The organism is uncultured Porphyromonas sp., from assembly GCF_905372525.1.
In the GTDB taxonomy this organism is placed as follows: domain Bacteria; phylum Bacteroidota; class Bacteroidia; order Bacteroidales; family Porphyromonadaceae; genus Porphyromonas.
Genome location: NZ_CAJPPN010000039.1, coordinates 1 through 22833, shown reverse-complemented (window position 1 = coordinate 22833; position 22833 = coordinate 1). Strand labels below are relative to the sequence as shown.

Here is a 22833-nt window from a genome sequence, read left to right as displayed (position 1 = left end):
GACGAGTGCAGTGCCAGTAGGGCACAGAGGAGGATGAGGTGGAGTCGCTTCATGACGGTATCGTATCGTGTAGTATTCGGCTGTTGGTGCTTAGCAAAGCATAGGACAGCTCTATATATCTAAGCTGTGGAGGAGGTGTAGATTGGGTATCGGCATTAGGGAACTCCTTGTAGTGATTGGGTATTCATAGTCGTGAGAGTGCTGTGAGTGCTCATACCCCTAGACCAAAGTGTCGGGTGAAGCTCTCAGGGGGCGTTGTATGTACATCTACTCATCTAGTGATATCTATGGTGATGCAGTGTTTATTCTCAGTGTTAGCCATGATCTACAGACTCATGACCTATGGGGCAAATGTAGAATATTCTCCTCATATTTCCAAGTTCGTTCTCGCGCGCGTGTACCTTTAATATATATAATAGAATAGCTCTCGTGTTAGGCATTCTGAGCGTCTCTATGGGTTTTCCTCTCTGGCTCTGTCTATAGGGTCTCTCTTTTCTCTGACTAGGAGTAGGTGGGGAAGTATCTAAATCGGCTATGTTATGGCTAGGATGTAGAGCCCATTCTGAGGGCTTTTCAGAGGACTAGTAATGAGCCCTAGTGAGGACTCGGTATGTTCGCCTCCATCACCTTACATAGGTGACGAGGGCGATGATACCGAGTCCACTATCCCGCTCTCGGTATGTCCTCCAGAGCCCTCTAGATATGCCGGATGTAGAGGTGATGATTTAGTCTGCTCTGAGCTGTCTTTATCACCTAGGAGGCTCTCCGTCTCTTTGTCGTTTGGGGGGCTTGCTTCATCTCTAGGGAGTCTTAGGCACATCTCTGAGGCGTCTAGGCGTTAGCCCCGAGGAGAGCATGCATGGGCTTTACAAGGGGGGATACTTAGGACGATGCAGTGTACACGTGTGTATACAGTTGTGTACACGCAGGTACACTGTAGTGTACACACGTGTACACAACTCCCTTCTTAGTTAGTAGTTGTACGCTCGATCGGGATACTCTTTGGCTACAGATCTCTTCTATCTCGAGTGCATGCATCTCGACTACTTAGCCTCCAGTCTCTATAGCGTCTATGCATCTTCTCTGGGTCGTTTGTCTAGTTGCTTGTTTTTTTGTACTTTTGTGCGCTGTTTATCAAATAGTATCGCTTGCGAGCTGAGGGATTGACAGAGCCTTATCGCCCAGTACTGGGAGAGTAATGTGTGATGTGTCTGTGTCCAACTCGTTATGACGCACCACGCGACAAGGCAAAGTCAGTTCATAAAGACTCGCATTTCGTCTAATTTAACTTAACAACAAGACAGAAGGAATGGACACTTTAAGTTTCAAGACCGTTTCTGCGAACAGGGCTACCGTCACCAAGGAGTGGGTCGTCGTGGATGTCGCTGGTCTGAGCTTGGGCCGTGCATGCTCCAAGATCGCCAAGCTACTCCGTGGCAAGTACAAGCCCAACTTCACGCCTCACGTAGACTGTGGGGATAACGTGATCGTAATCAACGCAGACAAGGTAGTCCTCACTGGTAGAAAGTGGGACGACCGAGTTTATCTCAAGTTCTCTGGCTACCCAGGTGGGCAGCGTCAGTTCAGCCCCCGCTTCCTGCAGGCTAAGGGCTCTGATCGCCTCTTCCGTAAGGTAATCAAGGGGATGCTACCTAAGAACCGCCTCGGTGCAGCTATCCTAGGTAACCTTTACGTATATGATGGGGCAGAGCACAAGCACGAAGCTCAGCAGCCACGTCTCATCGACCTCAACACGCTCAAGTAGTAACGATAAGGACTCATGGAATTGATCAATGCCATTGGCCGTCGTAAGGCCGCAGTAGCCCGCGTGTATGTATCCGCAGGTAGCGGGAAGATCACGATCAACAAGCGTGACATCTCTGTCTACTTCCCCTCCTCCATCCTACAGTATATCGTCCGTCAGCCACTGACGACGCTGGATGCAGTAGAGAAGTACGACATCAAGATCAACCTCAAGGGAGGTGGGTTCAAGGGTCAGAGCGAAGCTGCTCGCCTTGCTATCGCACGTGCCCTCGTCAAGATCAACGAAGAAGACAAGTCAGCCCTCCGTGCAGAAGGCTTCCTCACCCGCGACTCTCGTGTCGTCGAGCGTAAGAAGCCAGGTCGCCCCAAGGCTCGCAAGCGCTTCCAGTTCAGCAAGCGTTAATATCCCGACTCAGGCTCTGGTGGCCTGAGGGATGTTATCTCGCGTTTAGTATCTAAACTGCCTAGAGCTACAGCCATCCCCCTAGCGTGGGAGCCCTGTCCTACCAGGCAGTTGAAAGTAATCCAGTTACATTTATAGAACGTAAACGAAATCATGTCAAGAGTTTCATTTGACCAACTCATAGAGGCTGGTGCACACTTCGGGCACCTCACTCGTAAGTGGAACGCCGGTATGGCTCCATACATTTTCATGGAGCGCAACGGTATCCATATCATCGACCTTCACAAGACTGTTGTAAAGGTAGACGAAGCAGCAGAGATCGCTAAGGCTATGGCTAAGGGCGGCAAGAAGATCCTCTTCGTTGCCACCAAGAAGCAGCTCAAGGGCGCAGTAGCCGAGCTCGCTAAGGCTGTAGGTATGCCCTACGTCACCGAGCGTTGGCCAGGCGGTATGCTCACGAACTTCGCTACGATCCGCAAGGCCGTAAAGAAGATGAGCGACATCGACAAGATGACTGCTGACGGTACATTTGATAATCTATCCAAGCGTGAGAAGCTTCAGATCTCACGTCAGCGTGCTAAGCTCGAGCTTACCCTCGGCTCTATCGCTGACATGAAGCGTCTGCCCTCTGCTCTCTTCGTCGTAGACGTACTCAAGGAGCACATCGCAGTAGCTGAAGCAAAGCGCCTAGGTATCCCTGTCTTCGCTATTGTGGACACCAATAGCGATCCTACCCCCGTAGACTACATCATCCCAGCCAACGACGACTCCACCGCTGCTGTAGAGGTCATCATCTCTGCCGTATGTGCTGCGATCTCCGAAGGCCTACAGGAACGTAAGGCTGAGGGTAAGGGCGACGAAAAGGACGAGAACGAAGAGGGCGCAAAGCGTATCGAGCACGGACGCTCACGCAACGGCGGTGCTCGCCGTTCTCGCAAGGCTGTAGCTACCCCTGCTGAGACAACAGAGGAAGCCTAAAGCCCCTCTCCCCTGACCTCATCCTCTACAGATGAGACACCCCTAGGGGGAGAAGCCAACAGCATCTATAAGAGACGAGGATGAGTGAGCGCCATGCCGCTCATCCTCGTGCCTTATCGGTACTGTCACAAGAGACTAAAGTCAAACACAATCCAAGCTATACAATACAATGGCTGTATCAATCCAAGACATCGCCAAGCTCCGTAAGCTCACAGGGGCAGGGATGATGGACGTCAAGAAGGCCCTCGAAGAAGCTGTCGGCGACTTTGAAAAGGCAATCGAACTACTCCGTAAGCGTGGTCAGGCTCTGGCCGCTAAGCGCTCCGACCGTGAAGCTGAAGAAGGGTGCATCCTAGCTGCCCACGAAGGGGGCTACGCAGTGGCTATCGAGATCAAGTGCGAAACAGACTTCGTCGCTAAGAACGAAGACTTCATCGCTCTGGCTAAGTCCGTCCTCGAGGTCGCAAAGAGCAAGCCCGAGATCTCTAAGGAAGACCTCCTAGCCTCTCCCCTCGCGGATGGTCGCTCCGTACAGGAGCACATCACAGAGCGCAGTGGTGTGACGGGCGAGAAGATGGAGCTCGGCTACTACGAGTTCGTCAAGGGGGCCTACGCTATCTCCTATATCCACCCAGGTAATAGACTAGCTACGATCGTAGCCTTCAACGAAGCTGTAGACGCTCAGGTCGCTCGTGACGTAGCTATGCAGATTGCTGCTATGAACCCTGCTGGTATCACCGAGGACGACGTCCCCGCTGAGATCAAGGAGCGTGAGCTCTCTATCGCACGTGACAAGGCTCGTGAGGCAGGTAAGCCCGAGAACATCATCGAGCACATCGCCGAGGGTGCACTGAAAAAGTACTACAAGGAGAATACGCTCCTAGAGCAGGCATTCGTCAAGGACAACAAGATGAATATCCAGCAGTACCTCCAGGCACAGAGCAAGACCCTTACGGTCACGGCCTTCAAGCGTGCTTCGCTCTCTGCTGAGTAATCCCACTCGCTCCATCGCCTAATAGGTGATGAGCCTATAATAGAGGCTACGTCATAAGGCTCTGCTTTATGGCGTAGCCTCTTCCTCTTTGGCAAGTATCTCTACACCCTACATACGCTCCCTCATTCACAGCTAGTAGCTTATTCCTATCCTGCTACATGAGCCATCGCAAGATCATACATATCGATATGGATGCCTTCTTTGCCTCCGTAGAGCAGCATGATCATCCCGAGCTGAGGGGGCTACCGATCGCTGTCGGGGGCTCAGAGCCTAGAGGGGTGGTCTGTGCTGCGAGCTACGAGGCTCGTCGCTATGGTGTGAGATCCGCTATGCCTGGAGCGAAGGCTCGCAGGCTATGTCCTCAGCTAATCTTTGTGGAGGTACACTTCGAGAGGTATCGAGAGGTGTCGGCAGCTATCCATCGTATCTTTAGGGATTATACAGATCGGATCGAGCCCCTCTCGCTGGACGAGGCCTTCCTAGATGTCACAGATAATAAACGAGGGGAGTCCCTAGCGGTGAAGTTAGCGATAGAGATCAAGGAGCGTATAGCTACAGAGCTAGGGCTGACAGCCTCGGCTGGTGTATCCTATAATAAGTTCCTAGCCAAGGTCGCCTCCGATGCCCGCAAGCCTAATGGACTCTGTACGATCCATCCGACCCAGGCCTTGGACTTCATTGCGAACTTGCCTATAGGGGAGTTCTGGGGAGTGGGGCGGGTCACCAAGCGCAAGATGCTGGAGCTAGGTATTCATACAGGAGCAGATCTTAGGGCGCGCAGTCTCCCCGAGCTCGAGCGATACTTTGGCCGGGCAGGGAAGATGTTCTATGACTTTGCACGGGGAATAGATGAGCGCCCTGTCGAGGCCGAGCGTATCCGTAAGTCTCTGGGCTGTGAGCATACCTTCCTGGACAACACCTGTGATTCCACCGTCCTCGAGACACACTTGCTACAGGTGGCAGAGGATTTGGCTCATCGTTTGGAGCGAAAAGGTTTCCTCGGGCGCACGCTCACGCTGAAGGTCAAGTATGGAGACTTCAGCATCGCCTCTCGCTCGACCTCACAGCTGCAGGAGATTCTTACGCTAGAGGAGATCCAGCGTCTCGGGCTCAAGCTCCTGAGGGGACTAGACTATACGGAGCACCCAGTACGCCTTCTGGGGCTTACGATCTCCAATCCTAGCGAGGAGCTACGTCCCGGGATGTGGGTGCAGCAGTGGATCCAATTCCCAGACTAAGGCCTGGGTGAAGACACGCAATACCTGCTAATACCTCTTAATCGCTACGGCCGCAACGAAGACATGCACAGCCCTGACACCACAACCCTCGAGTAGGTCGCATAGCGTCAGCAGGGTTGCGCCCGTCGTCAGTAGGTCATCTACGAGCAGGATGCGCTTTCCTCGTAGGGATGCCTTGAGTGTCTCATCGGGGGTAAGAGAAAAGGCTCTATGGGCATTCTCCATTCGTTCCTTCCTCCCAAAGGCTGTCTGCGAATGACTACCTCTCCTTCGGAGGAGGTAGTCTTCACTCCACGGGCGACCAAGTCGCTGGCTCATTGCCTGAGCGAGTAGACCAGCTTGGTTGTATCCCCGCTTTTGTAGTCGTCCCTCCTCGATAGGCACCGGTAAGATTAGGTCTATATCCTCAGGGCTGAATCGAAGGCACCCCTCTGTAATAGCTGTGCGTACGACGAAGGAGGCTACCTCTCGGTAGCTCTTGTACTTTAGGGCTGTGATGAGGTGGTGTGACTCTGACTGGTGTTGATAGGTGAAGGGAGCCGAGAGGCTCCGGACGAGGGGAGAACCCAGAAGACGTTCCTTAGCCGCATAGGTCTCCTCCCTATAGCGAGGGAGGGTTAGTCCGCATTCTAGACAGACGCACCTCTCGTTACTGCCTAGGCGAAGACCACAGACTGCACAGAGCCGAGGGAATACGACGTCCAGCAGAATGGAGCCTAGACGAAGAAGATGCCTCTTAGTCGTCATCGTCTCCTAGGATAGTCCGTGTAGCTTCTCTGACCTCCTCGTACTCATAGCCTCGATAGAGCCCATAACGCATGAGTCGATCGAAGGCTTTGCGTTGCTCCAAGCTCTGGGGGAACGTACGGTATTTCTTCCTTAGAAGCTCCACCACTTGTTCGTAGGTCGAATGTTCTTCTTCCTCCTCTAGCTCCTCTAGGGCTTCGTCAATGAATTCGGTAGGGATACCCAGCCGTCTGAGTTCGCTCCTTAGGCGAAGAGGCCCCCAACCATTGAAGCGGTACTTGTCTCGTACAAAGGCTACTGCAAAGCGCCTCTCACTGATAAATCCCTCTGCCTTCAGTCGCTCTAGGATCTCCTCTGCTTCATCTTCGTCTATGCCCCAGCGCAGTAGCTTTCTCTCTAGTGTAAGTGGAGCTTGTTCGGAGCCCGAGCAGAGGTGGGCAAGACGTATATAGGCTTCCTCGGGTGTCAGGGCTTTGCTTCTCATGCCGAGTGATAGGTTAGATGTAGGAAGCGGTTCTTACCACTCATATCCTTGATGAGCTCTGCCTCTGCCTGCTCGCTACCTATTATATGTAGGAGAGCTGTCCGGGTCTGCTCGGCATAGAGAGGATTGAGCTCTAGCCAAAGGCTTCCTCCAGAGCGTAGGTAGCCTTGGCGGACTAGCTGGCCAATAGCTGTATAGTAGGCTAGGGGGGATTCTTCGGGGGCAAAAAGGGCAAGGTGAGGCTCATACAGCAGGACATGCGCTGTCATATCCTCTGCTTCGCTTGGGTGAATATAGGGGGGATTACTTACGATCAAGTCAAGCGGGGTAGGCGGGGGAGTATGGGCTTCGACTAAGGCAAAGAGGTCTTCATGCCACAGGTAGACCTCTCGTCCGCTCTGCTCATAGAGCCGACGGAAGTTCTCCTGAGCGATGGGGATCGCTTGGCTCGAGACCTCGAGGGCAATAGCTTGGTCTAGCTGGGGGAGGTGCTTGGCAAGTGCCCACGCAAGGCACCCACTACCCGTCCCTACGTCTAGTAGACGTCGCCAAGAGGAAGCCTCGGGATGCTGGAGGATGAGCTGGGCAAGCTCCTCTGTCTCTGGCCTCGGGATGAGCACCCCAGGGGCGACCTGGAGCTCCCCCCCGAGAAAGGAGGCTTTGCCTAAGACGTACTGTAGGGGCTCTGCTGCCTCGAGCCTATGGAGAGCTCTCTCTAGAAGTGTGATCTCCTCGGGAGACAAAAGCGTATCTTTGCCAGTGAGGAGGAGTAGATCCGTACGTCGCAAGCCCCGTAGATCCTCGATGAGACGCCTCGCTATCTCCCGAGCCTCTGCGGGCTCATACTCTGAACTTAGGCGAAGGATTGCCTCTTCCTCTAGTTGTCTGATTGTTTTCATTTTATAGAGCAAATATAGCGATAAGAGATGATAGAGTGTGATGAGATCTTCATGCGTAGAGCCCTAGAGCTCGCCTCCCTAGGGGTGGGAACGGCGAGTCCCAATCCTATGGTGGGAGCCGTGATCGTCCACGAGGGGCGGATCATAGGAGAGGGGTATCATCATCGCCCCGGCGAGGGACATGCAGAGGTGATGGCCGTGGCTAGTGTACGAGAGCGTCACCTATTGCCCGAGAGTACGCTCTACGTAACCTTGGAGCCCTGCGCGCACTATGGCAAGACACCTCCATGTGTGGAGCTCATCCTCCGCGAGCGCATCCCGAGGGTAGTAGTGGCGATAGAGGATCCCTTCCCTGCCGTCTCGGGGCGGGGAATACAGCATCTACGAGATGAGGGGGGCGTAGAGGTCTCGGTGGGCTTGCTGGAGGAGGAAGCCAGAAGCCTAAACGCAGCCTTCATCACAGCACACACACTTCATCGCCCCTATGTCACGCTCAAGTGGGCTCAAAGCATCGATGGCTACATGGATCGGGTACGCTCCTCTCGTGAGGAGAGTCCCGAGGTCTTCTCCAGTCCTCTTCACCAGCGTCTAGTCCATCAGCTACGTCAAGCCCACGATGCAATCCTCGTGGGCTATCGTACCGCTCTGCTGGACGACCCACAGCTGGGCAATCGGCTTTGGTATGGGCGTTCCCCCCTGAGGGTCATCCTCGATCCACGGCTCCAGCTCCCACGAGATCTGCGAGTCTTCACCGACAGCACCAGCCCCACACTCGTCCTACACTTAGCCTCAGAAGCCCCTCCCTCAGATCCAGAGCCGGGTAGGGCACACGTACGTTACCGAGCGATAGCAGGAGAGACTCTTACCCCAGAGGCGATCCTCGCAGCTCTCTACATGGAGGAGGGGGTACAGTCGCTCCTCATCGAGGGAGGAAGTGCCACTCTCGAGAGCTTCATCGCTCGGGGGCTCTATGATGATATTCAACTGGAGGTCTCTCCCCGAGCTCTGGGGCAGGGAGTATCAGCTCCATCCCTCCGGGGGTACCGGAGCTGACCCCTTAGCTGGGTGCACAACGGGATAGGATCTATGCTACTAGAGAGCAGCATAGCATATGGGGAGGAGACGATATCGCCCTATCTGCTACGCTACTCGCTCATTTAATATATCATGATGGGTAGGAGACCTATCAGTGCATTAGGGGCCGTGAGGATACCATGAGAGAGGTCTCTTCTAGGCCTCATACATGATATCCCCTAGCATCTCATCTATGGCTCTTGGCGTATGGGGGAAGGGACAAGACGGGGGCTGGAGCCTATTACTGAGGGGGTCTTTCGTGAGGTCTTGGGATGTATAAAATGGAGGAGGTTTCTTAACGTATGGAGTCTTTGTGGAAGAAAAGACGGAATATTTCCAGTGTTTTCGTAAATGCCTGTTAAGGTGTCATTTTGTCCTTTACATGCGACATCTAGGATATTTGCTGGGGCGGAAATCATTGCATATATTTGCTGGTGAATTAAGGGCTCTTCCGAGCCATGCACTTCAAACTATAAGACCAATCAGTTATGAAATCCGCTGAGATTCTGGCCTCTCTAGAGGCAAAGCACCCTGGGGAGAAGGAATTCCTCCAGGCTGTGAAGGAAGTCCTTCTATCTGTAGAAGAAGTCTACAACCAGCACCCTGAGTTCGAGAAGGCATCCATCATCGAGCGCCTCGTAGAGCCTGATCGTATCATCACCTTCCGCGTACCTTGGATCGACGATGCCGGCAAGGTCCATGTAAACATTGGATACCGTGTACAGTTCAACAATGCCATCGGCCCGTATAAGGGGGGTATCCGCTTCCATCCATCAGTCAATCTCTCCATCCTGAAGTTCCTCGGCTTCGAGCAGACCTTCAAGAATGCTCTGACGACACTGCCTATGGGTGGTGGTAAGGGAGGCGCAGACTTCTCTCCTAAGGGCAAGAGCGATCGTGAGATCATGACCTTCTGCCAGAGCTTCATGCGTGAGCTATGGCGCTACATCGGCCCCGATACGGATGTCCCTGCAGGGGATATCGGCGTAGGTGGTCGTGAGGTGGCCTACATGTATGGCCAGTACAAGCGTCTAGCCAATGAGCACACGGGTACAATGACTGGTAAGGGCTTCACCTTCGGGGGCTCTCGCCTACGTCCTGAGTCCACGGGCTTCGGTGCAGTATACTTCGTACAGCACATCTGCAAGCAGCACAACATCGAGCTCAAGGGCAAGACTGTCGCTATCTCGGGCTTCGGTAACGTCGCTTGGGGGGTAGCTAAGAAGGCTACAGAGCTAGGAGCAAAGGTCGTCACCATCTCTGGCCCTGACGGTTATATCTACGACCCCGATGGGATCAATACAGAAGAAAAGTTCCAAGCTATGCTTGAGCTCCGCTCCAGCGGTAACGACGTCGTCTCTGACTATGTCAAGAAGTTCCCTAAGGCTCAGTTCTTCGCAGGCAAGAAGCCATGGGAACAGAAGGTAGACATCGCTATGCCCTGTGCGACCCAGAACGAAATGAACGAAGCCGACGCTAAGATGCTCCATGCTAATGGGGTCACGATCGTAGCAGAAACCTCGAACATGGGCTGTACCGCCGAGGCTGCTGAGTACTTCGTAGCACAGAAGATGCTCTTCGCTCCAGGTAAGGCCGTCAATGCAGGTGGTGTAGCTACCTCTGGTCTGGAAATGTCCCAGAACGCTATGCACCTCTCTTGGACAAACGAAGAAGTAGATGCTAAGCTCCATCAGATCATGAGCGACATCCATGAGCAGTGCGTCGTCAATGGTCGCGAAGGAGACTACATCAACTACGTCAAGGGTGCAAACATCGCTGGCTTCCTCAAGGTAGCTACAGCCATGCTCGAGCAGGGTGTCCTCTAAGATACCTGCTCTAAGCACTTACTCTTAACCAAGTCAGCCCACAGCTCCCTCTAGGGCTTAGCTGTGGGCTGACTTTTAGTACGTCAAACACACACCACACACAAGATGCACAGAAAGTTAATCCTTAGTCTGCTGCTCCTCCTCGGCCTATCGTGGACGGTAGCAGCGCAGATCCCCCCCCGCCCCTATGCCTCCTACCTAGAGTATCCCAAGTATGGTGGTACTTGTGAGCTCGGTATAGGTATGGCAAACGATCCCTTCGGGCAGCGGGTTGAGCTTCTCCCTACTTTTGGGGTAAAGTTCAGCCGATATGTCTTCCTCGGCGGCGGTGCAGGGGTCAATTACTTCTCTTCGGTGTTCGATGGGATCAGTGACTTCTGGACATTCCCTATCTATGCCAATGTCCGAGCTTTCGTCCCTACCGGCACCACTTGGTTCACGCCCTTCGTAGACTTCAAGCCTGGCTATGCACTTGGACTGAGCCCGACGGGAGTCAATGGAGTCTACCTCTCCGTCGCAGCTGGCTTTGCAGTCAAGATGGTCACCTTAAGTCTAGGCTATGGGCATCAGGCTGCGGAGTATAAGTTTGGGAAGGAGAAGAATACCTCTTCTATCGGAGGTCTCTCCTTCAAGATCGGTGTAGATCTGTAGTTAGCCTCTTTAGGCTATGGGAGAGGGGGGGTATGGGGGAATATTCCCAGAGCCCCCGCCCCATAAGCCTAGGCTATGAGTATCGTCTCCCCGTCGCTGTGGCTTATGGTCAATTACTCAAGGTGTTGTATCTTTGGTGTAGAAATAGATAGAACACCAATGGATCGTAGAATGAGATATTATCCAGCCCTAGTTTGTCTCGCCCTTGGTACCCTGCTCCTAGCTTCCCTGGGTGCTGGGTCACTCCATGCTATGGGGTATCGGGCTCCTAGCCTAGATAGTCTCTCTCGCTATGAAGCACTGATTGACTCTAGCTTCGTAGCAGGCAATCTAGGTGACTATGCTCGTGCCGAGACCTATCTGCGGGAGGCACTTCGCCTTGCTCCCCGAGGGTTGGTACAGGCGATGCTCCTAAACAACCTTGGGGGACTTCAGCTCCTGCAGGGTAAGTCGGATGCGGCACTACTCTCCTTTGGTGCAGCCCTAGAGCAGAGCCCGAGTGACCCTACTGCCCGCTATAATAGGGCGCAACTCTTTGTCCGTAGGAAGGACTATAAGGCTGCTCTCACAGACTTCGCTCTCCTTATCTCAGCTCACCCACGGAATGAGCTCTACCTCTACCAGCGTGCCATGCTCTACCTACTGATGAAAGAGTATGATCTAGCAGAGAATGACCTAAAGAGCATCATCGAGGGTAACGGAGAGTCACTCAAGGCTCGTATCGGCTATGCACTCCTAGAGACCATGCGAGGACGTTATGACGAGGCAGAGCGACTCTATAGCTACCTCACGGATAAACTCCCCCGTAATGCTGAGGTCTATGAGGGTAGGGCACGGATGTTCCTTGCTCGTGGCATGCGAGGTTTTGCTCAGCGAGACATCAACCTCGCATTTGAATATGCCCGAGGGAAGGCTCCTGCAACGCTCTATCGTCTGCGAGCCGAGCTCAATGAAGCACTGGGCAATAAGAAAGAGGCTCAGGAAGACCTTCGCCAGGCGGAGGCCCGCGAGCGGAATATCGGGATACAATAGCCACGGGATCGACTAACTTAATGACTACAGTGCCCCAATGTCTAAGACGATAAAGACCATCAAGTGCCCTCAGTGTGGGAGTACACGAGTAGATCAGATCAGAGAAGATCACTATCGCTGTCGTAGCTGTTCGACGGAGTTCTGGCTAGACAGTGATGACATTACGATCCATCATAGACATGAGTATCCTGGGGGTACAGGGCCTGCCCTAGAAGAGGATTTCCTGAAGAAGTACAAGAAGCACGTCTATTTAGTGACGGGCGTGTTCTTGTTCTTCGTCTTTGTCACCCCTTTCATCAGTAGTCTCCTCCAACGTCCTTCCATAAAATCTCCCTTGGAGAGAGCCTTATCGGCAGATGAGGATCAGGAACAGTATTTCTGGAGTTGGGAAGAAGTTACCGCCTTCCTAGACCGCAAGGGACAACCCGTCATCATGGGGATAGGTACCCGGCGCATGTCGAGAAGAAGAGATGGGAGAGAGCAAGAGACCCGTTTGGCTGTGACCGTCTCTCCCGAAACAAAGAAACTCCTCAAGGTACAAGAGCTCACAGATCTAAAGAGCCTAGAAGAAGCTACGCTACAGGAGCTCTCTGATGGCCGAATCTACCTCATCATCAATGATCGAAAGATCTATGAAGTAAACCGAGGGAACTATGAGCTACGGGAAATAGTACCCCAGGTAGAGTTCCCCGAAGTCAAGGAGCTAGCCAAAGGTATCTCTCAGATAGAATTTAACCATAGTGATCCAGATGGGCTCACTCTGATGACAAGTCTTGGGAAGAAGTACATCTTCTACCCAGTCCTCAAGAAAATCTATACAGAGAATGAGCTGTGGAATGCCTATGAGGCAATGCCTCCCAATCCTCAGGTCTATACCGCCTTCCAGTTTTCTACGATCAGCATTTCCGAATATACAGAAGAACTCATCCAGCTCGTCAAGTATCAGTATCGCTGGCAGGTTGGTTATCCCAAGAATAAGCCCAGCTTCCAGTGGCAGAAGGATTACGGTGGATCAGGGATATTTACTGATCGTGACCCCTATCGCAAGGTCTTCATCTCAGACTGGAGCAAGCAACGCTCACGTCTAGTCTCTTATAAGAACTTCACCCCTGATGCCTACTATTTCTCACCCGAGGTACTCCACTATGGTGACAATCAAGTCTTCATCACCTACCGCCCGACCATAGACAAAGATGCCCCTCGCATCTATCAGTGCTTGGATGCACGTACCGCAGAGGTGAAATGGACATATCAGGAAGATAGCGGTGCAGAGCATTTCTTCCCCTATGACGTGACCCTGCCCTATGGCGGTGGATATATCTTAGTCGGATATAACCTTTGCATGAAGTTCTCCAAGACAGGTACAGTTGCTTATGTACAAGAAACACGGTCTCTGCTGGAGAGCGCTGAAGTCGAACAAAGGAAGTAATAAACGATCGATATGGGACTCTTAAATATCTTCAGAGGGCAGCTCGCCCAAGTAATCGAATGGAAGTCGCCAGAGCCGGAGCAGCTCTGGTATCGCTTCCCCTCCAAGCTCGATGAGATCAAGGATGCTAGTAAGCTCATTGTCGCTCCAGGGCAGGGGGCACTACTCGTCTATGAGGGGAAGATCGTAGAGGTCATCACAGAGTCTGGTTCATTTCTCCTTAGGACGGATAACCACCCCTTCGTGACGACTCTTGTGCGTCTGCATCAAGGGCTGGAGAGTGAGCACAAGCTCCAGATCTACTTCTTCCGCACGTCACATGTGACGAACGTCTACTGGGGGACATCTACACCCATCAAGCTCATGGACAAGGTCTATAAGATACCTGTCGAGATGGGGATGAATGGGACCTACTCCTTCAGGATCAGTGACCCTCAGCTCTTCTTCGTGACCTATATCGGGACTAATAGCGAAGGCTATGAGCTGGAGCCCCTGCGTGAGATCTTCCTAGAGCGTACCTATCAGGCTGCGGCAACGATCATTCACGAGGGTGGGTATCCCTACATCGAAGTGGATGCTCATCTCATAGAGCTATCAGACAAACTACGAGAGCTCGTTTCCCCCGTCTTTGCCCAGCTTGGTCTGGAGCTCACCGATGTCCGGGTCAGTGGCACACAGTTCGACGAAGGTACGCTGAGGCGCATCGCTCGGGTTTCCGATGTCACTGCCGATACTCTAGCGGCCTCCGAGGCTGGGCTGAGCTACGAAGAGATGCAGCGCCTACAGGCTCTGCGTGATGCCGCCCGCAACGAAGGCGGCCTAGCGGGAGCTGGTATACAGATGGGGGTGGGGCTAGAGCTCGGGCGTAAGGTCACCACCGCTGCAGCTACCTCCAGCTCTGGTACAGAGACCGAGGGACTAGACCTACTGCGTAAGCTGAAGATCCTCCTCGATGAGGGTATCATTACCCAAGAAGACTACGATATAAAGAAGCAAGAGCTCCTCAAAGAACTTTAGTATAAATCATCCTAAACACATACATAAGATGAAGTATCTATTCGGTGGTATCATCACAACCCTTATCCTTATTACCGTCTTTTACTATACGCTCACGATGTGGGGTGTTCACCTCCCCATTGACGATAGTGGTCTAGTCAAGATCCTCGTCACAGGAGGTATTATCCTCCTGACCATCGTCCTGCTGAAGCTAATTCTCCCCTTCTTCTTTGGAGACCATGGGAAGAAGCGCTATGAAGCAGAGAAGGGTAACCCTGCTAAGCCTAACAAGTACTAGCCACCTCTTCGCTCCGACCTCTCTAGCCCACCATCCATGCCGTTAGAGCCTTTTCTCGCGTCCGTAGCTCGTCATTACCTTGATGAGCTACGGGGCGATGCATCTCCTTTCCGTTTTATCTTCCCTTCGAAGCGCTCACAGACCTTCTTTCGGCACTATCTAGCCCAGCAGGCAAAGGATACCCCGATCTTCGCGCCCAAGACGCAGACGATGTCCGAGCTGATCCAGGGGCTATATCCTAGACTGAAGATTCTGGATAAGGTCGCACTCCTCTTCGAGCTATACGAAGCATATAAAGAGGTATGTCAAGCCCAGAGGCGTACGAGTGAAGACTTCGATGAGTTCGTCTACTGGGGGAATATCATCCTTCAGGACTTCGATACTTGTGATCGGTATCTGATCAATATACATCATCTCTATAGCAACCTAAGGGATTTCAAGGAGATGACGGATGACTTCAGCTACCTCTCGGAGGAGATGAAGCGAGAGATCGAGCAGTTCTGGGGACGCATACCACAGTTGTACCAAGGAGTAGGGGGGCAGAGTAGTGAATACAAGACTCGCTTCCTATCCTTTTGGGAATGCCTAGAGCCTCTCTACGGAGCCTTCAACGAGCGACTTACTCGGCAAGGATATACCTATGAGGGGCATCTCTATCGGCTTGTAGCTGACGGGCGTGACGAGGCAGTGGACCAACTCGCAGAGGGCGAACGTCTAGTCTTCGTCGGACTCTTCCATGTCACAGAGGCTGAGCGAAAGCTCTTTCATCGACTGAGGACTAGAGACAAGGCTGAGTTCTGCTGGGATAGGGTCGTGAAGATAGTGCAGGATGAGCAGCATCCTGCGCATCATTATCTATCCGACCTCATCAGAGACTTTGGCCAAGTCAAGGGTCCATGGGACGACCCCATGGCTCCATGCCTGCCCGATCAGGTAGAGGTCATACATAGTGCGAGCCTCATGGCTCAAGTCAAGGGACTCCCTCTCATCCTCGAGCGGGCTCAGGTCTCTCCCACGGACGAAGGGTTAAATACGGCTATTGTCCTCCCAGACGAAGGCCTCCTACTCCCTACTGCAAGCTCGATCCCAGAGACCTATCAGCATATCAACATCACCCTCGGCTATCCATTAGACAGGACTCCCATTGCTCTCCTGCTCCAGCGGTGGTCTTCCCTCCTAGAGTTTGCCTCCAGGAGGGGAGGGGCGCTCCCCGCAGATCAACTGATCGCTCTACTTAGCGAGAGGCTAGTCCTAGACTATGCCCCCGAGGCCTCAGAGCTAATCGACAGGGTACGTAAGCGGAAGAAGTTCTTCTATCCCATACCAGAGCTCCTATCCTCGTACGAGACAGACTCGTCCTCCTCACCCTCATCTTCATCTCCCCTCCTGCACCTACTTCTGGAGCCCGTACGCTCCGCCCCCTCCCTGCTGGATCGCATCCAGCAGATCCTAGAGTATCTGATCTCTGTCTCCTCTCCCTCAGTAGCAGGAGTGCATGCTCAGGAGCAGAATGGGGTCTATCTGGAGGATCAAATAAAGGAGGTCGAGGGGCAGGATGAGGGGCAGCATCTCTCTGCCTTCGATATAGAGTTCATCTATCACTATCTACGCCTTGTCAAGCGTCTAAGAGGCCTTCTAACCCCTCACCTTGATGTGCTTAAGCTCCCTACGGTGATGCATCTCCTGAGTGAACTCGTGCATACCGTCACGATCCCCTTCGAGGGAGACCCCCTTCGAGGAGTACAAGTCATGGGGCTCCTAGAGACACGTGCTCTCCATCTCGATACGATGATCTACTTATCGGCTCAGGAGGGGGTACTGCCTCCCAATAAGTACACCTCTACCTTGATACCCTTTACTCTAAGGCGAGGTTTTGGTTTGCCTATTGGCGGTACAGATGACCTTGGACAGGATTATACCTTCTTTCAGAGTATCTCTCGTGCCAAACGGCTTATCTTCGTCGTTGCCCCTGCCGAGACGAAGCGATCGGGGGGCGAAGAGAGTCGCTACATCGGCCTCCTTCGCTATGTCTATGGGGTGGGGGTGAGGACCTCCACCCTGGAGCTAAGTAGTAGTCGCCGATCCTTTGCCTCTATCGAGAAAGCAAAGGATGAGACGGTCATGACGGAGCTGAATAAATACCTCCAGCCCGATGGCAAAACGCTCTCCCCAAGTCGCTTCAATAGCTATATCAGCTGTCCTCTGCGCTTCTACTATGAGGTGATCGAGGGACTCAGGGAGCCAGAGGAGCCCTCCATAGTTCTACAGAGTAACGACTTCGGTACGGTACTGCACCGCACGATGGAGGAGATCTATAATCGGGTAGGGAGAGAGGTGACCAAAGGTGCCCTTGAGCAGATGCGTGGGCAAGTACGCTCCATCATCGAGGAGCAATACCTAGAGGTGATCTATCCTCAGCCTCAGAGACAGACTGGGCAGAGACAACGGGCAGCGCTCGGGGGGCTTGATTTGATCTACTGTCAGATGATCGAGAGTTATGTCCGCTCCATTATCGAGTATGACATACGGATCACGCCCTTTACCTATCTGGGTAGTGAGCAGGGTGGCAAGACGACCTTCCCCCTAGGAGATGGTCAGACGGTCTACTTCAAGGGGACAATTGACCGCATGGATCGCCTCGAGATGAAGGGTGAGGGCAATGGGAGTGAGGTCCGTATCCGTGTCGTAGACTATAAGACCGGGGGGGCAGAGCTCAAGTTACCCTTCTGGGCTGACCTCCATGACTCGAAATACAAAGCTATTGTACAGACTCTCATCTATTGTGCCTTCTCGGTGAATAGTGGTCAGCCTGCACAGAGTCTCTATCCAGCCATCTATTTGCTTAGGGGGACGGAGGGGCTCATGGTCTCTACCGAGCGCTTCGATCCATTGGTCAGGCTCCCCGATAGCGACGAGAAGAATACTACACCTCGTCCTTACGCTGAGGTACAAGGAACCTTTGAGGAGTTCATGAAAGAGGTCTTATCAGAGCTCTTCGACCCTAGCGTCCCCTTCCGCCAAACGGATGATCAGAAGGTCTGTAGTTATTGTCCCTTCGCCTCTAGCTGTGGACGCTAGTGCTCCCGGCTAATATAATGCCCTAGAAATAAGGAGAGAGGAGAGAGTTCGCATCATGACGAACTCTCTCCTCTCTCTTTCTTTGTCTTCTTCCTTACCTTCAGATTTACGCTATTCCTTCCCTAGGCTACGAATCTCATCTCTGAGCTCTATTAGCCGACGAGCGACACGTTCTGGGAGTGTGCCCTCTGTCCCCAGTGCACCTGGCTCGGGGTAGGGCATATGATAGCGAGAGTACTCGTCGCACCAAGAGAAGCCCATCTCCTCAAGCTGTGTCTGTAGGGGGGAATGAGAGGGGTGACTATCCACCCTTTTCCTATACTCAATGCTCAGAGTGTAGTGCCCTTCCTGTGCATCAAAGAATAACGTCAGCACGTGCTTCTCTCTCTTTTCTCTCCTCATCTCGACCTCGCAGAGGACATCAGTGCTAGTTTGTTCTCTATATAGGCAGTCTTTCTCTTCTAGAATATGGCGATAAATGTAGTAGGAGTAGAGCTCTACATGCCTACCATTCATCTGTGTCGTTCCTAGTAGGAAGATCTGGTGATCCTTTAGTTTGGAAGAGTAGTCTCCAGCCGTATGGAAGGTGATAAATCCCTTGGAGCAATATTCGATCAACTCCTTAGAAACCACTAGAGGATAATACCACTCTGTCTTAGGGCATTGGGAGCAGATCTTTCTCAGGGAGTCCTCGATGTTCTCGATTTGGAATAGGGGATCATCGAAGACAGCTTGGACCTCCTTTCTACCTTCCTTATTCCCATCTTCTTCACCCGGCACTACACGGAATAGACGCTTCCAACTGAAGTCTCGTCGAATGTTTCCACCCACCTCGCAGGTAGAAAGTAGATTACGCCGCCTAGCTGTCCCCCAAATGGGATATTTTCCTCCTTTTGAGAGTACTGCGCGCTCAAAGAGATAGTCTGTGGGCTTAGTCCGATCAGCATAGCTCTGGGAGAAGATAGACTTGGCAGCCTCGGCATAGTAGCTGAATTTGCGCTGGTACGCTTGATCCTGCTCCTCTGTCCAATCACAGCTACCGGCATGTCCCTCACAATAGGTATAGATACCCGCAAGGTCTAAGAGGAAACCTATTTGCCCCGTGAAGTAAGGGTTCTCCTCAGTCGATTCGATCAGCGTACGCCACTGCGGACTTCGCTTAATCAATCGAGCCTTAACGAGCTCCTCCAGCCCTTGCCAACGGAAGGTATAGCTTGGGATCTCCTTCTCGGTGGACAGGTAGTCTATAATCTTGTCGGCATAGGGTAATAACTCCTGCACGGACTTCACAGCTGCTATGAAGTGGTTTGGACTGTCGAAGGGGATGTTCTCCTGGTGATAGAGATTGCTCATCAGGCGCATCCAGTCATGAAGTCCCTCGGGGGCACCCGCCCCGTAGCGTATCAGGTAGTGGATGTAGGCATAGAAACTAATACGCTCGCTATAGGAGGTGATACTGTCTCGCAGCACATTCTCGAAGACCTCGTGCTCCTTATAATATGGGCGATCCTCCTTAGAGAGGCATTCTTTGATCTTCTTATCACCATTGCAGAGAGTATCAAGTGCCTTGATCAGGGTATCACTAGCTGTCTCTCCCTCGACTAGAACGCTCTCCTTGTAGATACTGAATGGGATGGACTTATTAGCACTGATGAGTTCTTTGAGAGTTTCCGCATGTTTCTCCCTACTCGAGTCTTTACGTTCTGCATAGGCTCCAGCGAAGATAGCCTTGATGAAGTTACTTAGTTCATCATCATAGGTATCGTTCCCGTCTATACCCCGGTAGTTCCAGAAGAGGTCTGCCCACTTGGTATCGATCTTCTGCTCGAAGTCTATCCTATAGTCTGGGTGTACCCTTCCTAGATAATCTTCATACTGCGCTTTGAAGTTCTCGAAGGGGGTAAGTTGCTTCCCTCGGGCATTCATCTTGATATAGAGGTCATCCGTGAGCTTGAATTCCTCGAGATCGAGATAGAGCATGGTGATGACGGGGCTCTCTACGTTCATGAGGAGCTCCAGATGTTCCTCCTTATCCCAAAACTTTCGGTCTATCGCATCGAGCATCTGGAGCATGGCTTGTATCGTAGGATCAAGCTTCCAGGAGCGTAGGAACCATGAAGCATCCTCTATGAGACGAGAGATCCGCCGCCCCCCTTGGACTGGCTCAGAGACGGGATGAAGCGCCTCACGCAGGCTGTGCTCTGGGCTAATCAGCAAGTCACAGAATTCCCGACTACTGCTCCTCGTCTCATAGGTGAAGCGGGCTAGACCATCCGCCCTATGTAGAGCTGTGAGGAGTCTGTCACAAAGATCCTGATCTGGTGTAATCTGCGCTAAATACCAATGCAGGAGGAAGAGCGTCGTCAAGCGTTGCTGGCCATCGAGAGGGATAAAATAGGTCACGTCGTCTATGCGCCTACTACTCCCGTAGACGAAGTCTAGGTCTCGATGAGGCAGTCCCTCTTCGAGGTAAGAGGCGAGAGTATCAAGGAAGGTATCGCGTACCTGCTGGTGCCGATCGCTCCCCTGAGTATAGTCTCGCTGGATAATCGGAATCTGAATGATATAGTCCCGCTCGGCGAGGAGCTGGTAGAAGGAAAGGCGTACGCCAGCCTCTCCAGTGGCGGAGTTATTTGCTGTCATCGTTCTGATCGCTTGTTACGGGGGTATCTGTAGGATAGAATTTCTTTAGTTGTTCTCCTATGGCGCTGAGGTAGTCCTTGGCATCCATACTAGACCAATAGAGCATGCTCATCGGGGACCTCGTGTAATACTTGAGAAAGAGGTTCTTTGTCGCAATAGGAATGAAGCGTCCTCGCCGATCAAGGTTAATAATGGTCATTCTCTTCACAGCAAAGGAGGCATTCTTATAGCTCTTGTTTGTTTGCTCATCAAGTAGAGCAAGGTTGCCTAGGCCATCCTTATCCTCTTCCTCTATCTGATCACCTTCGTGGAGCCACCTAGCGACCTCCCCGTAGAGCCTATCAAAGGTTTCATCGTCGTACTCCTTGGTGCCCTTGGCTAGCTCTAGCTTGGCTCGTATAATCTGCCCAGTCTCTTGTTGTACATCTTGTTCTCTCTTCGCTCCATGGGTGGGCTGATTGGTATCGGGGAAGAGGGGAATAAGATCTTTAGCCCAATCTCCCCTTTTATTCTTAGGGATACGCTTAGAGGGAGTGATGTCATCTGCGACAGAGCAGATATGCTCAATGTTCCAACGTCCCTTCAATAGGTGGAAGGGGAAGCGTGCCTCACTCTTATCCTCCTCACTCTTATTCTCCTGCAGCAGGAGCCCCCTAGTACTTCCATGCGTTGGCCCTGGGAAGCGTGCCTCACTCTTATCCTCCTGTAGCAGGGTCTCTATGTTGAAGAGCAAGAGTATCCGCTCAATAGCTTTCCTATCTGCAGAGTAGGTCAACTCGCTGAGTGTTTTCTTCTGGGGTAGTCGCCCCTTTATCATCTCCTCCAGTTCCTTCAAGAAGTCCGTCTTACTCTTCTCCCGAGAAGTAGATAGCAGTTCCCGTAGCAGGGCTCGATAGTCTTCCTTCTTGGTATCATGGGTCTGTATGAGGAAACCGATATAGTGATAGAGCTGGCGATCTGTGAACCACTCGATTAGGCGGAGATAGCAGTGTTTGACCTTGAGCCATTCTTCTTCGATATACTTTGCCCTACCGATTTGATCTTCATCCAGAAGCTCTTTAGAATAAGAAAGGAATGGACCTAGGGTGTCTCTACGATCATCTGGCCCCTTGACCAAACTAAAGAGTAGATCGATACGAGTGCTCCCCGCCATTAGGGGCTCATTCTCATTGGTTAGGAAGCACCAGAGCTCATCCTGCTGCAGTCTTTGCTCGACCTGATCCCATTCGGTCGCTATCTGCAGTTGCTTGAGCGAAAGAAGGGCTGGGTCGAAGTTGCGCTTCTGTAGGAAGAGAGCTTTGATGAGCTCAGCTGAGGTGAGGGGGATCTTACCGATATTGAGACGAGTAAAGACTTGTATGGATTCTTCCTTCGAGCCATCTCCCAGATCATACCAGATGATACGGACATTGGATAGCTTTGTCTTATCATTATCGGATGGTGATAGGGCGAGCGCATTCAGGAAAGGTATCATATGCTGGTGAAAGTTATCTTTCGAACCAACCCATGTCCCCACCGATTGGTAGGCCTGATACATGAAGTGATAGTCTATGTTGGTATCAGCCTCCTCTTGAGTCACCTCCTTCCCCAGACGCTGTAGGAACTGCTTACTATCATACGCTCCCTGTTGCCGCGTCTCATACTCTAGGGTGTACAGCTCAGGAAGACCGTATCTGAGGAACTCTAGCTGTGGCTGGAAGTACTTTAGGATGATGTAGAGAGTCGTTAGGCGCTGCTGTCCATCGATGACCTCATAGTATGTCCCCCTATCATCAGTACCCTGACGTACGACGATAGGCTGCAGACAGTAGAAGCTCCCTGCATCCGTACCCTCCGTAGGTCTTTGTACAAACTCGAGAATGTCATCAAGGAGTGCCGTCACTTGCTCATTTGTCCATCGATATCCTCGCTGGTAGGCTGGGATGAAGAACCGTAATCCGAATAGCTCTCGGATGCTACGTAAATACAGTTGGCGCTGTTTCATATGCATTTCTGTGATACTGTGCCTACAAAGGAAAGGGTTTCCTCTGAGAAATACAATCGAGCACGGAATATACAACGTAGGGCGGGAGATACAGCTCTCATCGTATCCCCCTCCCCCTTGTCCCTTTCTGTGGGGATAATATCATGTCCAAGAAAGGCTTAGGCTTAACGGGAGTGCCTAGTCCTTAGCTCTGTGGAAGCCAATGCGGGAGGACTCTACTGAGCTCATACTTAGAGCGAGGTAGTGTACACGCGTGTACACAGTTGTATACACGTGGGTATACAGTAGTGTACACACGTGTACACTTTACCCTCC

18 protein-coding genes are annotated in these 22833 nt (G+C 52.3%); 13 read left to right on the top strand and 5 right to left on the bottom strand.

The genetic code is table 11. The annotated features are described in order from the left end of the window. Positions 1 to 1309 precede the first annotated feature (1309 nt). The 5 genes from rplM (at position 1310) to dinB (ending at position 5377) form a co-directional block, all read left to right on the top strand. Positions 1310 to 1765 (top strand): 50S ribosomal protein L13, encoded by a 456-nt coding sequence (rplM, locus tag QZ170_RS07420; protein ID WP_297179352.1) that lies wholly within the window; start codon positions 1310 to 1312, stop codon positions 1763 to 1765. 15 nt (positions 1766 to 1780) lie between these two features. Beyond that, positions 1781 to 2167 carry a 30S ribosomal protein S9 gene (rpsI, locus tag QZ170_RS07415; RefSeq protein ID WP_297179349.1) on the top strand — a complete coding sequence of 129 codons (387 nt, stop codon included), beginning with the start codon at positions 1781 to 1783 and terminating at the stop codon, positions 2165 to 2167. A gap of 153 nt (positions 2168 to 2320) precedes the next feature. After that, positions 2321 to 3145, top strand: coding sequence for a 30S ribosomal protein S2 (gene rpsB / locus QZ170_RS07410; protein ID WP_297179347.1), 825 nt, complete (start codon positions 2321 to 2323; stop codon positions 3143 to 3145). 169 nt (positions 3146 to 3314) lie between these two features. After that, positions 3315 to 4139: a translation elongation factor Ts gene (gene tsf / locus QZ170_RS07405; protein WP_297179344.1), complete on the top strand. Its 825-nt coding sequence runs from the start codon at positions 3315 to 3317 to the stop codon at positions 4137 to 4139. Between the two features lie 158 nt (positions 4140 to 4297). Further along, on the top strand, positions 4298 to 5377 hold the full coding sequence (dinB, locus tag QZ170_RS07400; protein ID WP_297179343.1) for a DNA polymerase IV: 1080 nt from the start codon (positions 4298 to 4300) through the stop codon (positions 5375 to 5377). Positions 5378 to 5404: 27 nt separating this feature from the next. Here the strand turns inward: dinB and QZ170_RS07395 are convergent, their stop codons facing one another. The 3 genes from QZ170_RS07395 to QZ170_RS07385 are packed head-to-tail and all read right to left on the bottom strand — an operon-like array spanning position 5405 to position 7507. Next, positions 5405 to 6124 (bottom strand): phosphoribosyltransferase family protein, encoded by a 720-nt coding sequence (locus tag QZ170_RS07395; RefSeq protein WP_297179340.1) that lies wholly within the window; start codon positions 6122 to 6124, stop codon positions 5405 to 5407. Further along, complete coding sequence (locus tag QZ170_RS07390) at positions 6114 to 6608, bottom strand: regulatory protein RecX (protein ID WP_297179338.1); 495 nt, start codon at positions 6606 to 6608, stop codon at positions 6114 to 6116. Before QZ170_RS07390 ends, QZ170_RS07395 begins: the two co-directional genes overlap by 11 nt. After that, positions 6605 to 7507: a HemK/PrmC family methyltransferase gene (locus QZ170_RS07385; protein ID WP_297179336.1), complete on the bottom strand. Its 903-nt coding sequence runs from the start codon at positions 7505 to 7507 to the stop codon at positions 6605 to 6607. Before QZ170_RS07385 ends, QZ170_RS07390 begins: the two co-directional genes overlap by 4 nt. Before the next feature lie 30 nt (positions 7508 to 7537). On the opposite strand from QZ170_RS07385, the gene ribD reads away from it, so the two are divergent. The 8 genes from ribD (at position 7538) to QZ170_RS07345 (ending at position 17891) form a co-directional block, all read left to right on the top strand. After that, positions 7538 to 8560 (top strand): bifunctional diaminohydroxyphosphoribosylaminopyrimidine deaminase/5-amino-6-(5-phosphoribosylamino)uracil reductase RibD, encoded by a 1023-nt coding sequence (ribD, locus tag QZ170_RS07380; protein WP_297179354.1) that lies wholly within the window; start codon positions 7538 to 7540, stop codon positions 8558 to 8560. A 509-nt stretch (positions 8561 to 9069) separates the two neighbouring features. Further along, entirely contained in the window at positions 9070 to 10407 is a 1338-nt protein-coding gene (gene gdhA / locus QZ170_RS07375; RefSeq protein ID WP_297179334.1) for an NADP-specific glutamate dehydrogenase, read from the top strand. 105 nt (positions 10408 to 10512) lie between these two features. After that, entirely contained in the window at positions 10513 to 11058 is a 546-nt protein-coding gene (locus QZ170_RS07370; protein WP_297179332.1) for a hypothetical protein, read from the top strand. Positions 11059 to 11217: 159 nt separating this feature from the next. Then, positions 11218 to 12090: a tetratricopeptide repeat protein gene (locus QZ170_RS07365; protein WP_297179330.1), complete on the top strand. Its 873-nt coding sequence runs from the start codon at positions 11218 to 11220 to the stop codon at positions 12088 to 12090. A gap of 37 nt (positions 12091 to 12127) precedes the next feature. Then, positions 12128 to 13519 (top strand): hypothetical protein, encoded by a 1392-nt coding sequence (locus tag QZ170_RS07360; RefSeq protein ID WP_297179327.1) that lies wholly within the window; start codon positions 12128 to 12130, stop codon positions 13517 to 13519. Between the two features lie 12 nt (positions 13520 to 13531). Next, positions 13532 to 14536, top strand: coding sequence for an SPFH domain-containing protein (locus tag QZ170_RS07355; protein ID WP_297179323.1), 1005 nt, complete (start codon positions 13532 to 13534; stop codon positions 14534 to 14536). Positions 14537 to 14564: 28 nt separating this feature from the next. Then, positions 14565 to 14813, top strand: coding sequence for a hypothetical protein (locus QZ170_RS07350; protein ID WP_297179320.1), 249 nt, complete (start codon positions 14565 to 14567; stop codon positions 14811 to 14813). Positions 14814 to 14849: 36 nt separating this feature from the next. Then, the gene (locus QZ170_RS07345; protein ID WP_297179317.1) at positions 14850 to 17891 is read left to right on the top strand and encodes a PD-(D/E)XK nuclease family protein; all 3042 of its coding nucleotides are present in this window, start codon (positions 14850 to 14852) and stop codon (positions 17889 to 17891) included. A 111-nt stretch (positions 17892 to 18002) separates the two neighbouring features. On the opposite strand, the gene QZ170_RS07340 is transcribed toward QZ170_RS07345, so the two are convergent. Continuing rightward, positions 18003 to 20534, bottom strand: coding sequence for a DUF262 domain-containing protein (locus QZ170_RS07340; RefSeq protein WP_297179314.1), 2532 nt, complete (start codon positions 20532 to 20534; stop codon positions 18003 to 18005). Then, complete coding sequence (locus QZ170_RS07335) at positions 20521 to 22518, bottom strand: DUF262 domain-containing protein (protein ID WP_297179311.1); 1998 nt, start codon at positions 22516 to 22518, stop codon at positions 20521 to 20523. The genes QZ170_RS07340 and QZ170_RS07335 overlap by 14 nt, the downstream gene beginning before the upstream one ends. Positions 22519 to 22833 lie beyond the last annotated feature (315 nt).